The sequence below is a fragment of the Paraburkholderia sp. HP33-1 genome (assembly GCF_021390595.1).
In the GTDB taxonomy this organism is placed as follows: Bacteria; Pseudomonadota; Gammaproteobacteria; order Burkholderiales; family Burkholderiaceae; genus Paraburkholderia.
Genome location: NZ_JAJEJR010000002.1, coordinates 642227 through 657339, shown reverse-complemented (window position 1 = coordinate 657339; position 15113 = coordinate 642227). Strand labels below are relative to the sequence as shown.

Here is a 15113-nt window from a genome sequence, read left to right as displayed (position 1 = left end):
AGGCTCGCACCGCTTTGCCTTTGCTGTTTGATCTTCCCGCCAGGCCTGCGGCTGCCTTTCACCTCCCCGGCAAAAGCTCCGCCCGAAAGCTTTCTGCCAGCAAGCAGCACCCTCCTCCCCTTTTTTATGCCGCGCTCCTGGTGTATTTATGGAGGCGATACAGTACCTGGGACTCGCCAACTAGCCGTTTTGTGCTGGTAAAGTCCCCTTCACGTATTGCGATTCTCGCAACGCACGACGATCCTGTCGCTGCGGCGATGCCCAGCTCGGCCTAGAACGTATGACAAAGCAAGCTATGCGCGGCACCCAGCGTCTGGCGGTCATCGCCACCCCGAGCCTGTTGCTGGCCGGATGCGCGCTGCACGGCGCGCCGTCGTTCGAAATCTTTGGCGCGTACTTTCCCTTGTGGCTGCTCGGCGGCGTGCTCGGTCTGCTCGGCGCGCTGATCGCCCATCGCCTTTTCGTCGCCACCGGCTGGGTACTGATCGTGCCGCTTCAGCTTTCCGTCTGCCTCGCGATCGGGTTCACGATCGCGGTGCTGGTCTGGCTCTCGGGCACAGGACATCTGCTATGAAAATGGCTGGCAAATCGAAGGCTCCGCTCAAAGGCCGCCTGATCGCCGCCGCGATCATCCTGATTGGCCTCGCGGCCGCGTATTTCGCATACGACCGCGCGACGCGTTTCCCCTCGACAGACGATGCGACGATCGACGCCGACGTCGTGCACATCGCGACGCCGGTCGGCGGCCGCATCGTCAGGCTCGCGGTGCACGAGAACCAGCGGGTCGCGCAAGGCGACCTGCTGTTCGAAATCGATCCAGTGCCGTACCGCCTGTTGGTCGCGCAGACCCAGGCCGATCTCGAGCTCGCGCGCGCCGCGCTCGATTCACGGCGTAAGGTCATCACGAGCGAACGAGCCAATGCATCCGTTGCCGGCGATCAGGCCAGCAAGGCGGCGCATAGCTACGAGCTCGCGACGCGCAACGTCGAGCGCCTCGCACCGCTCGCGGCGAAAGGCTACGTGCCGGCCCAGCAACTCGATCAGGCGCAGGTCGCGCAGCGCGAAGCCGAGCTGTCGCTCAGACAGGCCCGCGAGCAGAAGCAGGCGAGCGCCCAGACGATCGGCGACGATGCCGATGCGATCGCCACCGTGCACGCGCGCGAAGCCGCGCTCGCGCTCGCGCAGCACAACCTCGACGAAACGGTGGTGCGCGCGCCGCACAACGGCTACGTGACCGGCCTGTTGGTGCTGGCCGGCGAAACGGTCGCACCGGATCAGTCGCTCTTCACACTCGTCCACGCGGACGAATGGTTCGCGGTCGCGAACTTCCGCGAAGGCGCGCTCTCGCGGATCGCGCCGGGCGATTGCGCGACCGTCTATTCGATGATCGACCGCAGCCAGCCGATGCACGGCAAGGTCGTCGGCATCAGCGCGGGAGTCGCCGATACCGATCGGATCAACCTGCCGCGCACGCTGCCGATCGTGCAGTCCTCGGTGAACTGGGTGCGCGTCGCGCAGCGCTTCCCGGTGCGCGTGCTGCTCGACGAACCGGCCGAGCGGCTGGTGCGGGTCGGCGCGAGCGCGATCGTCGAGGTGAGGCATGGCGCGGCCTGCCGCTGACATGCCGGGCGCGGCGGTCGCCGGCGGCGTCGGGCGTCTGTCGCGGCCCGGCGTCGCGGAGCTTTTGAAGCTGCTCGCGCCTTTCCCCGGACGCGCCGCGATCGCGGCACGCGTCGCGCTGATCTGCGCGCTGACGGTATGGGTGACGAGCGCGTACGGCACACCCGATGCGGCGCTGTCGGCCTACGTGGTGTTCTTCATGATCCGGCCCGACCGGACCGCCAGCGTCGTGACCGGCGTGGCGCTTCTGGTGCTCGTCAGCTTCGTCATCGGGCTCGTGCTGGCCGTGGCCATCGTCGTGGTCGACTTTCCACCGTTGCGCCTCGCGGCCATGGCCTTGCTGTCCGCGGGGCTGCTGTTCGTGACGTCGGCAAGCAAGCTGCGGCCCGTGGGCGCCATCGTCGCGATGATCGTCGGCTTTGCGCTCGATGAACTCGGGCTCGTGCCGGTCGGCGAACTGGCGACGCGCGGGCTACTCTATGCGTGGCTGTTTATCGCGATTCCGGCCGCTATGTCGATCGCAGTGAGTGTCGCGTGCGCGCCGTCGCCACGGCGGCTCGCCGCGCGCGATATGGCCGAACGCCTGCGTCTCGCCGCGCGCGGTCTGCGCGAACCCGACGCCACGCGCGACGCGCTCAACGCGGCGCTGCGCGAGGGCAACGCAGAGATCGGCAAGCGGCTCAAGATGTCGGCGCTGGAAGGATCGTCACGACGAGCCGATGTCGCCGCGCTCGAACGCGCCGCGGCGTCGAGCGTCACGCTGCTGGCCGCGGTCGATCTCGCGTGCGGCGAAGCTTCGGCGCGGCTGCCGGCGTCGTTCGTCGAGCCGATCGCGACGACGCTGGAGGAGATGGCGCGCATGCTCGACGCCGGCGGCTACCCGGTCGAAATCGAGCTGCCCCTGCCCGCATCGGAGCCGCTGACTCCGCTCGCACGCGCGGTGGCCGACACGCTGCACGACGCGATCACGCGCTTTGCAGAGCCCAAGGTCGAGCCCGAAGCCGAATCCCAGGCCACGCATGCCCCCTCGCAACCGGCGCCCGCCCCCCCGCGCGCCGGCTTCTTCGCCGCCGACGCGTTCACGAATCCCGAGCACGTCCGCTACGCGCTGAAGACTACCGTCGCGGCGATGTTCTGCTATCTGCTGTATTCGCAGCTCGACTGGCCCGGCATCCACACCTGCTTCATCACTGTCTACATCGTCTCGCTCGGCACCACCGCGGAGACCGTCGAGAAGCTGGCGCTGCGCATCGCCGGCTGTATCGTCGGCGCGCTCGCCGGCACCGCCGCGATCGTCTTCGTGATGCCCGCGCTGACGTCGATCGTCGAGTTGATGGCCGTCGTGCTGATCGGCGCGGGCTTGTCGGCGTGGGTCGCGTTCGGCTCGCCGCGCATTTCGTATGCGGGTTTTCAGATCGCGTTCGCGTTCTTCCTCTGCGTGGTCCAGGGCGCGGCGCCCGCCTTCGATCTGACGATCGCGCGAGATCGCACGATCGGCATCCTGATCGGCAACGTGGTCGTCTATCTGGTGTTCACGCGCGTGTGGCCGGTCAGCATCGCCGCGCGCGTCGAACTGGCGCTGACCGGGCTGCGCGAGCAATGGGCACGGCTTGCAGCGCCTGGGGACGCCGACACGCGACGCGCCGAAGCGGCGAGCGCGTTGGCCCGCGGCGGCGCGCTGCGCGAGGATCTCGCGCTGATGCACTACGAACCGTCGTGGGTGCGACCGGAACCGCAGTGGCTCGCTGCGCGCCACCACGAACTGGCCGGATTCGCCGCGCTCGAAGTGCCGATGCTGCTGCTCGCCGAACGGCGGCCCGCAGCCGCGACGATCGGCGGCTGGCTGCAACGGCTGACGGCCGCCGCGCATGGGCAACCGGTTCGCACCGATGCCGAGGCTCCCACGCAGCGGCCTGCGCCCGATGTCGCAACCGACGCGGCAAGCGCCGCGCTGCAAAGCCTCGGCGACGCGCGCCTTGGCGAACTCGAACGCGCAGCGTCGGACGACGCGGCAAAGGAATGGTCGAATCATGCGCCGGCTTAACCCGCCCATCGCGTTGGCGATCTTCGCCGCGGCAGGCTTGACCGGATGCGCGACTTCATCGCTCGACATGGCGCCCGACGGCCCCGCGAGACCGTGGCAGCCGCAAACCGATGCGACGGGTGCAATCGTGCCGGGCGCGCACGCGCCGGGTGCAGCGACGGCGACGACGTCCCGCTACCAGTTGCCCGCCAATCCCGCGCTCGCCGCCGTGCCGCCGCCACCCGCGCTCGATCCCGCGCACGCGTATGCGCTGCCCGAGCTGATCGACATGGCGGAATCGGCCAATCCGCTGACCCGCATCGCGTGGAACGATGCGCGCAATGTGGCGCTCGCGGCCGGCATTGCGAAGAGCGCCTATCTGCCGCAGTTGTCGGTCGCGGCGATGGCGCACTACACGGGCGGATCGACTTCCGAGACGTCGCAGCTCGGTCAATCGTCGATCAGCGGCGAGACGCGTGGCGTGACCTCGGTGCTGTCGCTGCAGTGGCTGCTGTTCGATTTCGGCGGACGCGCCGCGCGTGTCGAAGCGGCGTCGCAGGCCTCGGTGATCGCCAACATCGGCTTCACCGCGGCGCATCAGCAGGTGATCTACGACGTCAGCGTTGCGTTCTACACGTACCAGAGCGCACGCGCGCGCCTCGGCACCGCGAAGCAAAGTGTCGGGAACGCCGACGCGATCCTCACCGCCGCGCAATTACGCAATCAGCACGGGATCGGCACCGTGATCGAAGTGGCCCAGGCACGCCAGAACCTCGCGCAGGCGAAGCTCGGCCTTGTAGAGGCCGAGGGCGCCGAAAGCAACGGCTACCTCGCGCTGATCTCCGCGATGGGCATTTCTCCGCTGTCCAAACCGGCGATCGCCGACATGCCGATCCACGCGCTATCGCCGGCGATGAACGAGCCCATCGAGCGGATCGTGGCCACGGCGATCGCGCGGCGTCCGGACGTGTTGAGCGCCTATGCGGCGGAACGCGCGAACCTGGCGAAGATCAAGGCGGCCGAGGCTGACTTCAAGCCGAAGGTGTTCCTGTCGGCGTCGGCGGCGTACAACACGAACAATTCGTCGATTTCGGCGGTGCCTGGGATCGGCCAGCAATTGCCGACAGTCAATCTGAGCGGCAACCATTATGGCGGCAACGTGGTGTTCGGCGTGTCGATTCCGCTGTATGACGGCGGCTTCCGCTCGGCCGTGCTCGCGCAGGCACGCAACGACGCAGATAGCGCGTCGACCCGTCTCGCGCACAGCCGCGAAGAGGCGGTACGGCAGATCGTCGGCGCACAGAACGTGCTGCAAACAAGCCTGAGCGCGCACGCCGCGGCGAAGGAACTGCTCGCCGCCGCGCAGACGACCTACGACGCCGCGTTCGACGCCTATCGCCACGGCGTCGGCTCGATCACCGACGCGCTGCTCGCGCAGAACCAGTTGCTGGCCGCAAAGAATGCCTACGCGGACAGCTATAGCGGTGCGTTGTCGGCCGCAGCGGCGCTTGCGCTCGCGACGGGGTCGATCGACGCACCGTTGGACGCGCCTATGAACTGACCGCCCGCCGCAGCGCTTCACTCTTGACACCGCCCCCCCAGAAACGACGCAAAATCGAATCCAGGCAAATCAAGCAGCCGGTACAGCGTGACACGTGAAATGTCGAGATCGCGCGCAGCGTCCGCGACTCGTCCCCGATTACGCAGCAATGCTTTTTCCACCGCCTGCCGTTCGGCATTGCGCCGAACCTGATTGAGCGATACCGCGCATGCGTCGACATAGTGCGCAAGACCCAGGTCGCTTGCCGTGATCACGGAACTGTCGGACAGCACGATCGCGCGCCACACGCGATTCCTCATTTCCCGAATATTGCCGGGCCAGTCATGCGCGCGCAGTGCCCGAATGGCGTCGTCGGAGAAACCGCGAATCCGGCGGCGAGCGTCCGCCCGCAGTTGATCGAGCAGGTGCAGCGCAAGCAGTTCGATATCGGCGCCTCGCGCACGTAGCGGCGGCTCGTTGATCTGCAACACGCTCAGTCGATGATAGAGGTCTTCGCGGAAGCGGCCTTCGCGCGTCGCGCGCTCCAGATCAACATGTGTCGCACACACGATCCTCACGTCGACCTTGATCGGCCGCGTACAACCCAATCGCTCGATGGTGTGCTCCTGCAAAAATCGCAGCAGGCACGCCTGGCTTTTCATCGGCAGATCAGCTATTTCATCGAGAAACACCGTGCCGCCGTTTGCCAACTCGATACGCCCTGTCTTGCGCTCATTCGCGTCCGTGAACGCCCCGCGCTCATAGCCGAACAGCTCGGCCGTCACGAGTTCAGCGGGGATCGCACCACAGTTGATCGCGACAAATGGCGCCTGGCTTCGCGCCGAATGCTGATGGATCGCCAGCGCGGTCAATTCCTTGCCGGTACCCGACTCGCCCTGGATCAACACCGATGCATCGCTTGGGGCAACCTTGCGGATGGTGCGAAAAAGTTGGCGCATCGCATCGCACGAACCGATCATTTCGCCAGCTGGAATATCCCACGAAGCGGGCGGCGGTGGTTCAGCCAGCGAGCGCATGCCACGCGCGTGGCCGACGACATGCGTGATTTCATCGGCCGTGGTGGGCACCGTGATGTAGCTGATGCAATGACTGCGTACCGCCGAGCGGATTGTGATGTCTTGCAACTGGCCTGGTTTCAGCGCAGCAACCCAGCCGACATCCTGGGCGGACAGCACCTCGTTTACCCTTTCCAGATCACGTGGAAATATCATCGACGCAAAGTCGATCAGCCCGAACGTGCCGGCCGCCACGCGCGCGCGATGTCGAGTACGCACGCCAATATCGATCCGGTCCACTTCCCATCCATTCGACGGCAGCAACTCTTGCGGCAGCGCACGATTGCCGCGGCAAACGTGATAAAGCTTCGTTCCGACCGAATCCATTTCAAGCCTCCGTCTTATTTTGATTCGAAAGGAAACCCGATCGTCACAACGACAAGAAGAAGTACAAGGTAATAGAAGTGTCGGCTCATGCGGCTTAAGAACGGATTAAGACCGTCTGGTGATTGGGGTGAAGAGCAACGGTCAGAGGGCATTTCGCGCGAGAAATGTGCGATAGACCGCATGACGCACGAACGCACGTTGAAGAGGGAATCAAAGCCAATCGACGATGGAACGATCCGAATGCAACTGCCGGCCATCACACGTCACTGGGACGTGTCAAGATTGCGCGGGGTAAAACCCGGCAGTCCGTTATTCATCGGATTGAAGGGCGCGTTGATCGAACCGGGCTTGCCCGGTCTGGAAGCGCTGTCCGCGCTGGATGTATTGTGATGTATCGGCGGAAGATAGAAGAACTGCCAGTCCGCGTAACTCTGCTGCCCTTCGAAGTTCTCATATTGCTGTGGAAAACGTGCGACCTTGATCGGCACATCCGTCGAACTGCTGTGAAGCCCTCCAATCCGCCCCACCTGATAGATGAGCACCCAGTCGTTCTGGCCGGTGACAGGGTCCGCATAGGCGCGCCGCAGATGATGCAGCGGTACAGGCACACGCGTGTCGTTGAGCAGATCGTCGATGGACGCGGGCAGCGTACGTCCCGCGCGGTAGTAGCGCAGTATCGCGAGCCGATATTGATCGCCGACGAACAGCAGTTGCTGCTCGGTCTCGCGTCTGCGCTGCAGCGCCCAGACATCGAGTGCGCCCATCAGCGCAATCGACAGCAGCAGGAGTGCGATCAGCAACGTCAGCATCACGAGACCGCGTTCGCGCTTCGGGCGCATTGCCACCCGTTTCACGCCGCGCATACGTGACCCTGCAACAGTCATTTGCCCTCTCCCGCTGCCGCATCCGACGCGCTCGCCTGCGGGCTGCTCGCGGGCACGATGTCATAGACGCCGGGCTTCGTCTCATCCGGCGAAGCGACCACGGCCCACTTGTCGTCGCCATTCACGGGGTCAAGAGGAATCGAGCGCAGATAGTGACGCGTCACGAGTACCTCGAGCGTATCGGGATACGCGCCGTTATCGCCGTAATACTTGTCGATCGCATCGCGCATCACGGCAAGGTTCTGCGCGCGCACCTGTTCCTTGCCCCGGTCGATGCTGTGCATATAGCTTGGCAGCGCGATCGACAGCAGCAATCCGATGATCGCCATCACGACGACCAGTTCGATCAGCGTGAAGCCAACGCAGCGCCGGCGTGTATCGATACGTTTCATGGCCGCGCTCACCCCTGTCCTCACCACAGACGATAAGGAATACCGTTGATGCCGACGCGATCCGACTTCGACGTGACGTCGAACACGTCCTTGCCCGCCACGTCGGGTCCGGAAGAATCGCTGCTACTGCTATCGGTATCGCTGTCGGTGCCGCTGGCATCGGCATGCGCAGGGGCTTCGCCAAAGGCTCGCACGTTCCAGGTGTCTTCGGGTGGCGTGTCGGGATCTCCCGCGAAAAACGGATCGCGCGGCACGCGGCGCAGGAACATCAGCAAGCCTCCCTTCGGGTCCTTCGCATTCTTCACGCCGTCCACCAGCACCGTGAGCGACGGCGGATAGCCGGACGCGTCCGCCTCACGGTCGATCAGACCGACATCGCTCGCTTCCTTGTACGCATCGAGTGCCGTGCGGATCTCGCGCAACGCGGCGCTCAACTGCTGTTCCTTCTCGCGCTGCACGATCAACTGGGAAAACGGCACGACGGCGAGCGCCAGAATTCCAACGAGCGCCAGCGTGACCACGAGCTCGATCAGCGTAAAGCCGCGCGACGCCGCTTGGCGCGTGTGGCGCACGCGGTCGAAGCCTTGATCGAAACACGCGAGGCCGAACATCGTCTAGTACCCGCCGTTCTGGACCGGGCGCAGCGGGTTGTCGCTGGACATGTCGCCAGGCGGCATCACGAGTATCGGCGGCGGCGTAGCCGGTGCGGCGGGCGCGGCGGGCTCTGTGGGCGCTGCGGAAACCGCCGCTTGCGCAACTGGCGCTGCGCTACTGTTCTGCGCCGCGCCGCCCTCGGCATTGGCATTGGCATTGGCACCATCGCTGCCCGACGGCGCTGCGCCCGCACCTTGATCGGCGGGTGGCTCGGCGACTTTCGTGGTCGGCGCCGGCAGCGCGGGCAAGGTCGAATACCGGCCGCCAAATGGCTGGGGCGGCGGCGTCGTGCGCGGCTGCGCGGGCGGCTGGCCGAACGCGCTCGCGGGCGTCGAAGTCGTCGGCTGGCTCTGCGTGCCGCTGTGCGGCGTGGCGCCCGGCGCGCCTTCCGTGGTGCCGCCGCCCACGCTGCCCGGCCTGGTGACCACGGGATGAGGCGTCGCCGGCTCCAGTTCCGCGACGACCGGGTCGAGCCGCAACTGGTCCGCGTGCACGTTGACGTCGGTGCCCGACCAGACTTCCTGCGTATCCGCATCGGGGGCCGTCTGCGGACGCACGATATGCGGCGTGATCTGCAGCACGATTTCGGTCTTCACACGATCGCCGTTGTGATTGGAGAACAGCCGTCCGAGCACGGGCAACTGGCCGAGGCCCGGCACCTTGTCCGCCGACTTCCGGTCGTTATCGGAAATCAGCCCGCCGAGAATCTGCGTCTCGCCGTCGTGCAAGCGCAGGCTCGTCGAGGCGTTGCGCGTGCCGATCTGATACGCAAGCGTCGTCAGCCCTGACGAACTGCCGCCCGTCTGAATCGTATTGGTGATATTGCTCACTTCCAGGTTCAGCTTCATGCCCACGTCGCCGTCCCGATAGACCTGCGGCTCGATTTCGAGCTTGATGCCGACGTCGATGTACTGGACCGTCTGCGTATAGGACGGCCCGCTCGTGCTTGGCGTGCTCGAACTCGAAATCACGGGCACCTTGTCGCCGATCAGGATGCGCGCCTTTTCCTTGTTGCGCGCGCGGATGCGCGGACTGGCGAGCAGGTCGGCGTCGGTATCGGTCAACTTGAAATTGGCCGTCGCGGACAGCCCGCTCACGGTCAGTTCATTGATGGGCAAGTGATGCAGATCGCCCCAGGTAGTAGCGGTTGACGGCGTTGACATGGTGAACGAGTTCGGCCATTCGATGCCGAGATCGGTCAGGCGCTCGTGTGAAACTTCGAGCACCTGCACTTCCATCATCACCTCGGGCTCGGGAATATCCTGCGCGGCGATCATTTCCTCGGCCACGCGGATCGTATCGGGCGTGCCGCGTATCGTGACAGTATTCGCGCGCTCGTCGGTCACCACCTCCTTGAGCTTGAGCAGGCTCTTCAGCAAGCCCTGGATCTGTTTTGCATCGACATTCGAGAGCTGGAACGTGCGCACCTTCAGTTCCTGATACTCCAGTTGCTTCGCCGGCGTCGCCGGGTAGATAAAGAGCGTATTCGCGTTCAGTTGCTTCTTGTCGAGCTGGCTCTGCATCAGGATCATGTCGACGGTGTCCTGCAGCGTCGCGTTCGTGACGAAGATCGTCGTCTTCAGGTCGGCGCGCACGTCGCGATCGAAAATCACATTGAGACCCGTCGTTTTTGACAGCGCTTCGAACACCATGCGCACATTGGCATCGCGAAACTGCAGCGAGACGGGCGTGCGCATGATCGACGACGAGGCCACTTTCTCCTCCTTCAGTGCGCGCTGCTGATTGCGCTTGTCCTGAATGTCCCTGAGCATCTGCTGCGCCATCGGATTGGTCGGGTTCTGCACCAGCACGCGATGCACTCGCTCTTCAGCGAGCGTGTACGAGCCGCGCTGCATCATGCGGTCGGCTTCCTGCAATGCCGTGAGGTCGCGCCGGTCGCGATCGACCGCCGCGCCGATCTTGCGGCCCCGCTCGCTCGTCGGATCGATTTCGTAGGCCTGGCCGAGCTTCTGCGCCGCGAGATCGTACTGGTAGCTTGCGCGGTACCCGTCCGCTTCGTCGAGCAGCGCATTCACGCGCGCGTCCCGATCGTGCATATAGTCGAGCTGCAATTGCGCGTTGGTGGGCTCGGTCTGACGCGTAGGTGTCGCGCAACCGTATAGCGCCAGCACGGCCAATGCGATGCCCGCGGCCTGGCGCTTCGTGAGCGCCAGCCCGGTGGAACCACGTGTGTGGGACGTCGAAGCTGACGGATAGCGCTCAGGCGAGTCGCTTTCCCCGTTGCGGCTCCGATCGCGGCTGCATGCGGCCTTCATTTATTTTCCTTCGCTTTGCATGGAGATGACCTGCCTCTGGTTCAAAGGCAGATAGGTCAGCACGATGTCGGTATCAGAGATCGACTCGACGCGATACTGTCCCTCGACAACTTCGCCCTGCGACACGATCAGCAACTGATCGCCGCTCCTCAAGAAAACTTGCGGCTTGAGCGTCGAGCTATCCAGCTTGCCGAGATACACATAAGGCACCGGCGGCGCGGTTGGCGGCGGCGGAGGTTCGGGCGGGGCCTGCACCACGGGCGGCGGCGGCGGCAGCCATGACGACGCGGCAAACGGGTTGCTGCGCGATTCGAGCGACATTGGCTTGCGCAAGGCCGCGAGTTTGTCGCTGGCCGTGTCTGCTGCGTTCGGTGTGTCCGGCGCCTTGGGGGCACTCGCGCTCGCAGCTTGTGCCGTCTTCTTCGCCCCCTGCGCACTTCCATGGTCCGCCGCGGGATCGCGCGTGGCGGAAGCCGGCAGCACGCTGCCCGGACGATTGAGGTTCACCGCCGCCAACGCCGTGGACGTCCCGCGCGACGTATGCCATTCCTTGACCACCAGCGCGATCGTCGCGATCAGGCACAGGCCGAGCACGGTGCGGCGAATGAAAGCGCTTTTCATGGCTGTGCGGTCCGATAGACGAGCTCGAAGCGAACCCGCGCATCGAGCACATTGCCGTCGACAGCCGGCCGTTCGACATGAATCTCGCGCAACGCGGCATTCGGCACGCTGTTCAGCACCGAGGCAAGGAAGCGGCGGATCGTGCCGTACTGATCCTTGACGGGCAGCAGCATCTGATAGCGCATGTAACGTCCGCCGGAATCGGCGACCACCAGATAGTCGGCGGAACCGATCGACAGATTGCTTTCGCGGGCATGGGCGAGGATGACAGCGATATCGTCCGCACTGTGCGCGAAGCGCGGGAACAGACCGGGCAACGTCTCCAGCATCGCGGCGTCGGTGCGCGGACCGGCATCGTCGGTCACATGGGGTTTGTTCGCGGCGTGCACGGGCCGCGCGTCAATCGAGAGCTCACGCGTATCGCTGCGCATGCGCACCGTGCTGTTCGCCACGACGGCCGCCGCGCACAGCAGCACGACACCCGCTAGGCCAGGCAGACCGAAGCGGCGGGTCAGTTCGAAGCGCAAGGTCAGAAGGTGTTCACGCAGCGCGCCGGGATTCATGATCGGCTCCAGACAGCGGTGATCTGAAAGCGCACGGGTGTGCCCGGCACATTCGCTTCGACCTGTTGATCGTTGAGTACCGCCTCGCGCAGCAGCTTGCTCGATTGCAGATAGCGCAGGTACGCAATCATCGAGTCGAAGTTCTTCGCCTCAGCCGTGATACGGACCTGGCTCTGCACCGGGTTCTGGTCGATACCGATCAGCGCGACATCATGCTCCGGATAGTCTTCGACGATTGACAGCAAGTCTTGCCACGGCACTGTCAGTTCCCGCAGCACCGCGAGGTTTTGCTTTTCGGCGAGCAACGCGGCGGGTGTCGCCTGCTTCTTGACGGGATGGGACTTTGCGAACGAACGGTGGCGCTCTTCGTCCACTCGCGTTTGCATCTCGGCGTTCTCGTCATAGGCTTGCCAGAGACGCACACCGCTTACGAGCACTAGCGCGAGCGCAACGCAGAGCAGGAGCAGACCGGCCGGTGCGATACGCGGCCCGTTGCGAGCGAAGTCGATATCGAGCGAGCTGATCATTGCGCGTACTCCAGCAAACGGCGGGCGAAACTCTCACCCGTGTCGTCATCCATATTGACAACGGGCGAAGCGAGCGCCGTCACGATCGCAAAGCACGCTTTCAACGGTGCAGGATCGATATCGAAGCCATACAGGCTGAGCTCGCACTCGTCGCGTCTCACTGTCGTCCGTTCCGCGCAGCGCTCGAAAGCCTGCTCTGCGAGTACGGCGATCTGTTGCGGATCACATGCGTCGCCAGCGAACAACCGCTGCGCGTCATAACCGACCCAGCCCCCGGGCTCGATCAGTACGGACTGCATCAGTGCATCCGTGGCGAAGATCAGCATCGCGCTCGCCCGCGGCATCTTGTCGAGCGCGCGGTTGAGCATTTCAGGCAGACACAGTTTCAACGTCCGGACGCCGACGCCGGCCGACGCGCCCGCCTCGCGAATCCCTTCCGCCAGCGTACGCGGCAGCGCACTCGCGAACACCGCGCGGCCGCCGCGCTGCACGGACGCGCGCACCACGATCTCCTCGGCGTCGACACCGTAGGCGTCAACGAAATGAGCACGCGCGACCTCGTCAACCTCTCTTGCGCGCAACGAGCGGAAGTCGCCGCGCAGTATCGCGTGATTGCCCCAGAAGTCGTCGAGCACGATATGTGCGCCGCGTATGTGCGCAGGAGCCCGGTTTTCATGTGGCGCCTCCTTGTCCGGCGCTGGATCCAGCGCGGCACGCAATCCATTGAATACGCCTGCTTCGGTGAAGCATTGCGCTTCAGGCATCGGCACGCAGAACGGTCCGGACGTGGGCGTGGATTTGCGCATCCACGTCCAGCGTGATGCACGCGGTCCCACGGCAATCTCGCGCGTACCGACACCGATGTTGATACGCGCGCCCGACGATTCATTCGACCATGGTGACACGATTGATCTCCTCCAAGGTCGTTTCGCCCTGCCGCACAAGCCTGATCGCCGAGCCGCGCAGCGTCTTCATACCCTGACGCATCGCGGCCGCCTTGATCTGCGTGAGCGGTGCGCGTTCCGACAGCAGTTGCCGTAACTCGTCGTCCATCCGCAATGCCTCAGCGATCGCACGACGCCCGCGATAGCCGCTGCCCCGGCATGCGGCACAACCGGTACCGCGCCGGAACAGATACTCTCCCGCCGTATCGGGATCGATGGCCGAGCGCCGCAAGGTATCAGCGCTGATGGTGTCTTCAGTGACGCAATCGGGACAGCATTGCCTCAATAGCCGCTGCGCGACGACACCGTTCAGCGCGGAAACGAAGCTGTACGGATCGACTTCCATATTCGTGAAGCGCCCGATCACGTCGAACACGTTGTTCGCGTGAACGGTGGTGAAGACCTGGTGGCCCGTCAATGCGGCTTGTACCGCGATTTGTGCCGTCTCCGGATCGCGGATCTCGCCGACCATGATCTTGTCTGGATCGTGACGCAAGATCGAGCGAAGCCCGCGCGCGAAGGTCAGCCCCTTCGCCTCGTTGACGGGAATCTGCAGGATGTCGCCCAACTGATACTCGACGGGATCTTCGATGGTCACGATCTTTTCGAGGCCATCGTTGATTTCGGTGAGGATCGCGTAGAGCGTCGTGGTCTTGCCGCTGCCCGTCGGTCCCGTCACGAGCAGCATGCCGTACGGCATCGCGGCGACCGTGCGCATGAAGCGCGCGTCTTCCTGCTGGAAACCCAGCGCTTCGAGCGTCAACCCGCCCGATGCCTGCGACAGCTGATAACGGTCGAGAATCCGCAGCACCGCGTCTTCGCCGAACTGGTTGGGCATGATCGACACACGAAAATCGATTTCGCGGCCTGCATAGACCGCCTTGAAGCGGCCGTCCTGCGGCACGCGCCGCTCGGCAATATCGAGTTCGGAAATGACCTTCACGCGCGACAGCACCTGATCGGCGACATCGCGCCCTTCGACGCGTCCCACCACGGTCAGCACGCCATCCACGCGGCATTTGATCATCAAGCCATTGGCGCGGCATTCGAGGTGAATGTCGCTCGCCATCATCTTGAGCGCGTCGTAGATCGTCGAATTGAGCAGGCGCACGACCGCGCTGTCGTCGTTGCTGATACCTTGCAACGTCAGCGCGAGCGATGCGGGATCGACAGCATGCTGGCTCGTCTGGTCGAACGCGAGCGAGTCCATCGCGCGCACGTCTTTCTCGCGCACCGCCAGCCAGGCGGTGATATCGCCGACGCTCGCGAGCGCCCATCGGTAAGGCACGGTGGGCCGCGCACGCATACGCTGCTCGATGCTGCCGCGCGTGCGCCGGTCGAGCGGATCGGCGATCACGAACAGCAGGCCACGCTCCTCATCCGGATCGCGAAAGCAGATGGACATACGCGCCGTCGCCTCGACGAACGGCACGATATCGAAGTCCGGCTGCAGACCGTTCAGCTGCCGCATCGTGAAGGGCCGCAGGTGAAACTGCGCGGCGAGTTGCGCGAGCACTTCGTCGGGGCTGGCGGGCGTTTGCGCGTACAGGTTTTCGAGCGCGCGTATGCCGGAGCCGTGCCGCTCGGCGAGCGCGCGCAACGCGTCGCGCAGATCGACGCTGCCTGTGCCATCGATGCCGTTCGCGATGCTCGCCGTGTCCATGAC

At 64.8% G+C, this 15113-nt stretch carries 14 protein-coding genes; 4 read left to right on the top strand and 10 right to left on the bottom strand.

Annotated elements, in window-relative coordinates; translation table 11 throughout:
- The first annotated feature begins 280 nt into the window (after nucleotides 1–280).
- Genes L0U81_RS19010 through L0U81_RS18995 form a run of 4 tightly spaced genes read left to right on the top strand, consistent with a single transcriptional unit; the run spans nucleotide 281 to nucleotide 5204 of the window.
- On the top strand, nucleotides 281–574 hold the full coding sequence (locus tag L0U81_RS19010; protein ID WP_442793433.1) for a hypothetical protein: 294 nt from the start codon (nucleotides 281–283) through the stop codon (nucleotides 572–574).
- Nucleotides 571–1620, top strand: a complete 1050-nt coding sequence (gene mdtN / locus L0U81_RS19005; protein ID WP_233805070.1) for a multidrug transporter subunit MdtN — start codon at nucleotides 571–573, stop codon at nucleotides 1618–1620. The genes L0U81_RS19010 and mdtN overlap by 4 nt, the downstream gene beginning before the upstream one ends.
- A complete protein-coding gene (locus L0U81_RS19000) occupies nucleotides 1601–3664 on the top strand; it encodes an FUSC family protein (protein ID WP_442793432.1) in 2064 nt (687 codons plus the stop codon). The genes mdtN and L0U81_RS19000 overlap by 20 nt, the downstream gene beginning before the upstream one ends.
- Nucleotides 3651–5204, top strand: a complete 1554-nt coding sequence (locus L0U81_RS18995; protein WP_233805069.1) for a TolC family protein — start codon at nucleotides 3651–3653, stop codon at nucleotides 5202–5204. The genes L0U81_RS19000 and L0U81_RS18995 overlap by 14 nt, the downstream gene beginning before the upstream one ends.
- 17 nt (nucleotides 5205–5221) lie before the next feature.
- Here L0U81_RS18995 and L0U81_RS18990 read toward each other — a convergent pair whose 3' ends face one another.
- The 10 genes from L0U81_RS18990 to L0U81_RS18945 all read right to left on the bottom strand — a co-directional run bounded on the left by L0U81_RS18990 (nucleotide 5222) and on the right by L0U81_RS18945 (nucleotide 15110).
- Entirely contained in the window at nucleotides 5222–6586 is a 1365-nt protein-coding gene (locus tag L0U81_RS18990) for a sigma-54 dependent transcriptional regulator (RefSeq protein WP_233805068.1), read from the bottom strand.
- 263 nt (nucleotides 6587–6849) lie between these two features.
- Entirely contained in the window at nucleotides 6850–7470 is a 621-nt protein-coding gene (locus L0U81_RS18985) for a type II secretion system protein (protein WP_442793431.1), read from the bottom strand.
- Entirely contained in the window at nucleotides 7467–7862 is a 396-nt protein-coding gene (locus L0U81_RS18980; protein WP_233805067.1) for a type II secretion system protein, read from the bottom strand. Before L0U81_RS18980 ends, L0U81_RS18985 begins: the two co-directional genes overlap by 4 nt.
- 20 nt (nucleotides 7863–7882) lie before the next feature.
- Nucleotides 7883–8473 carry a type II secretion system protein gene (locus L0U81_RS18975; protein WP_233805066.1) on the bottom strand — a complete coding sequence of 197 codons (591 nt, stop codon included), beginning with the start codon at nucleotides 8471–8473 and terminating at the stop codon, nucleotides 7883–7885.
- Nucleotides 8474–8476: 3 nt separating this feature from the next.
- Complete coding sequence (locus L0U81_RS18970; protein WP_233805065.1) at nucleotides 8477–10792, bottom strand: type IV pilus secretin PilQ; 2316 nt, start codon at nucleotides 10790–10792, stop codon at nucleotides 8477–8479.
- Nucleotides 10793–11413 (bottom strand): hypothetical protein, encoded by a 621-nt coding sequence (locus L0U81_RS18965; RefSeq protein ID WP_233805064.1) that lies wholly within the window; start codon nucleotides 11411–11413, stop codon nucleotides 10793–10795.
- Complete coding sequence (locus L0U81_RS18960) at nucleotides 11410–11976, bottom strand: hypothetical protein (RefSeq protein ID WP_233805063.1); 567 nt, start codon at nucleotides 11974–11976, stop codon at nucleotides 11410–11412. The genes L0U81_RS18965 and L0U81_RS18960 overlap by 4 nt, the downstream gene beginning before the upstream one ends.
- Nucleotides 11973–12503: a PilN domain-containing protein gene (locus tag L0U81_RS18955; protein ID WP_233805062.1), complete on the bottom strand. Its 531-nt coding sequence runs from the start codon at nucleotides 12501–12503 to the stop codon at nucleotides 11973–11975. Before L0U81_RS18955 ends, L0U81_RS18960 begins: the two co-directional genes overlap by 4 nt.
- Nucleotides 12500–13408: a hypothetical protein gene (locus tag L0U81_RS18950; RefSeq protein ID WP_233805061.1), complete on the bottom strand. Its 909-nt coding sequence runs from the start codon at nucleotides 13406–13408 to the stop codon at nucleotides 12500–12502. Before L0U81_RS18950 ends, L0U81_RS18955 begins: the two co-directional genes overlap by 4 nt.
- A complete protein-coding gene (locus L0U81_RS18945; protein WP_233805060.1) occupies nucleotides 13389–15110 on the bottom strand; it encodes a GspE/PulE family protein in 1722 nt (573 codons plus the stop codon). Before L0U81_RS18945 ends, L0U81_RS18950 begins: the two co-directional genes overlap by 20 nt.
- Nucleotides 15111–15113 lie beyond the last annotated feature (3 nt).

What these genes read in the sequence shown, in the direction of transcription:
- L0U81_RS18945 (WP_233805060.1), bottom strand. Translation starts at nt 15,110, where the DNA reads ATGGACACGGCGAGCATCGCGAACGGCATCGATGGCACAGGCAGCGTC.
- L0U81_RS18985 (WP_442793431.1), bottom strand. Translation starts at nt 7,470, where the DNA reads ATGACTGTTGCAGGGTCACGTATGCGCGGCGTGAAACGGGTGGCAATG.
- L0U81_RS18995 (WP_233805069.1), top strand. Translation starts at nt 3,651, where the DNA reads ATGCGCCGGCTTAACCCGCCCATCGCGTTGGCGATCTTCGCCGCGGCA.
- L0U81_RS18955 (WP_233805062.1), bottom strand. Translation starts at nt 12,503, where the DNA reads ATGATCAGCTCGCTCGATATCGACTTCGCTCGCAACGGGCCGCGTATC.
- L0U81_RS18975 (WP_233805066.1), bottom strand. Translation starts at nt 8,473, where the DNA reads ATGTTCGGCCTCGCGTGTTTCGATCAAGGCTTCGACCGCGTGCGCCAC.
- L0U81_RS18990 (WP_233805068.1), bottom strand. Translation starts at nt 6,586, where the DNA reads ATGGATTCGGTCGGAACGAAGCTTTATCACGTTTGCCGCGGCAATCGT.
- L0U81_RS19010 (WP_442793433.1), top strand. Translation starts at nt 281, where the DNA reads ATGACAAAGCAAGCTATGCGCGGCACCCAGCGTCTGGCGGTCATCGCC.
- L0U81_RS19000 (WP_442793432.1), top strand. Translation starts at nt 1,601, where the DNA reads ATGGCGCGGCCTGCCGCTGACATGCCGGGCGCGGCGGTCGCCGGCGGC.
- L0U81_RS18970 (WP_233805065.1), bottom strand. Translation starts at nt 10,792, where the DNA reads ATGAAGGCCGCATGCAGCCGCGATCGGAGCCGCAACGGGGAAAGCGAC.
- mdtN (WP_233805070.1), top strand. Translation starts at nt 571, where the DNA reads ATGAAAATGGCTGGCAAATCGAAGGCTCCGCTCAAAGGCCGCCTGATC.
- L0U81_RS18980 (WP_233805067.1), bottom strand. Translation starts at nt 7,862, where the DNA reads ATGAAACGTATCGATACACGCCGGCGCTGCGTTGGCTTCACGCTGATC.
- L0U81_RS18960 (WP_233805063.1), bottom strand. Translation starts at nt 11,976, where the DNA reads ATGAATCCCGGCGCGCTGCGTGAACACCTTCTGACCTTGCGCTTCGAA.
- L0U81_RS18965 (WP_233805064.1), bottom strand. Translation starts at nt 11,413, where the DNA reads ATGAAAAGCGCTTTCATTCGCCGCACCGTGCTCGGCCTGTGCCTGATC.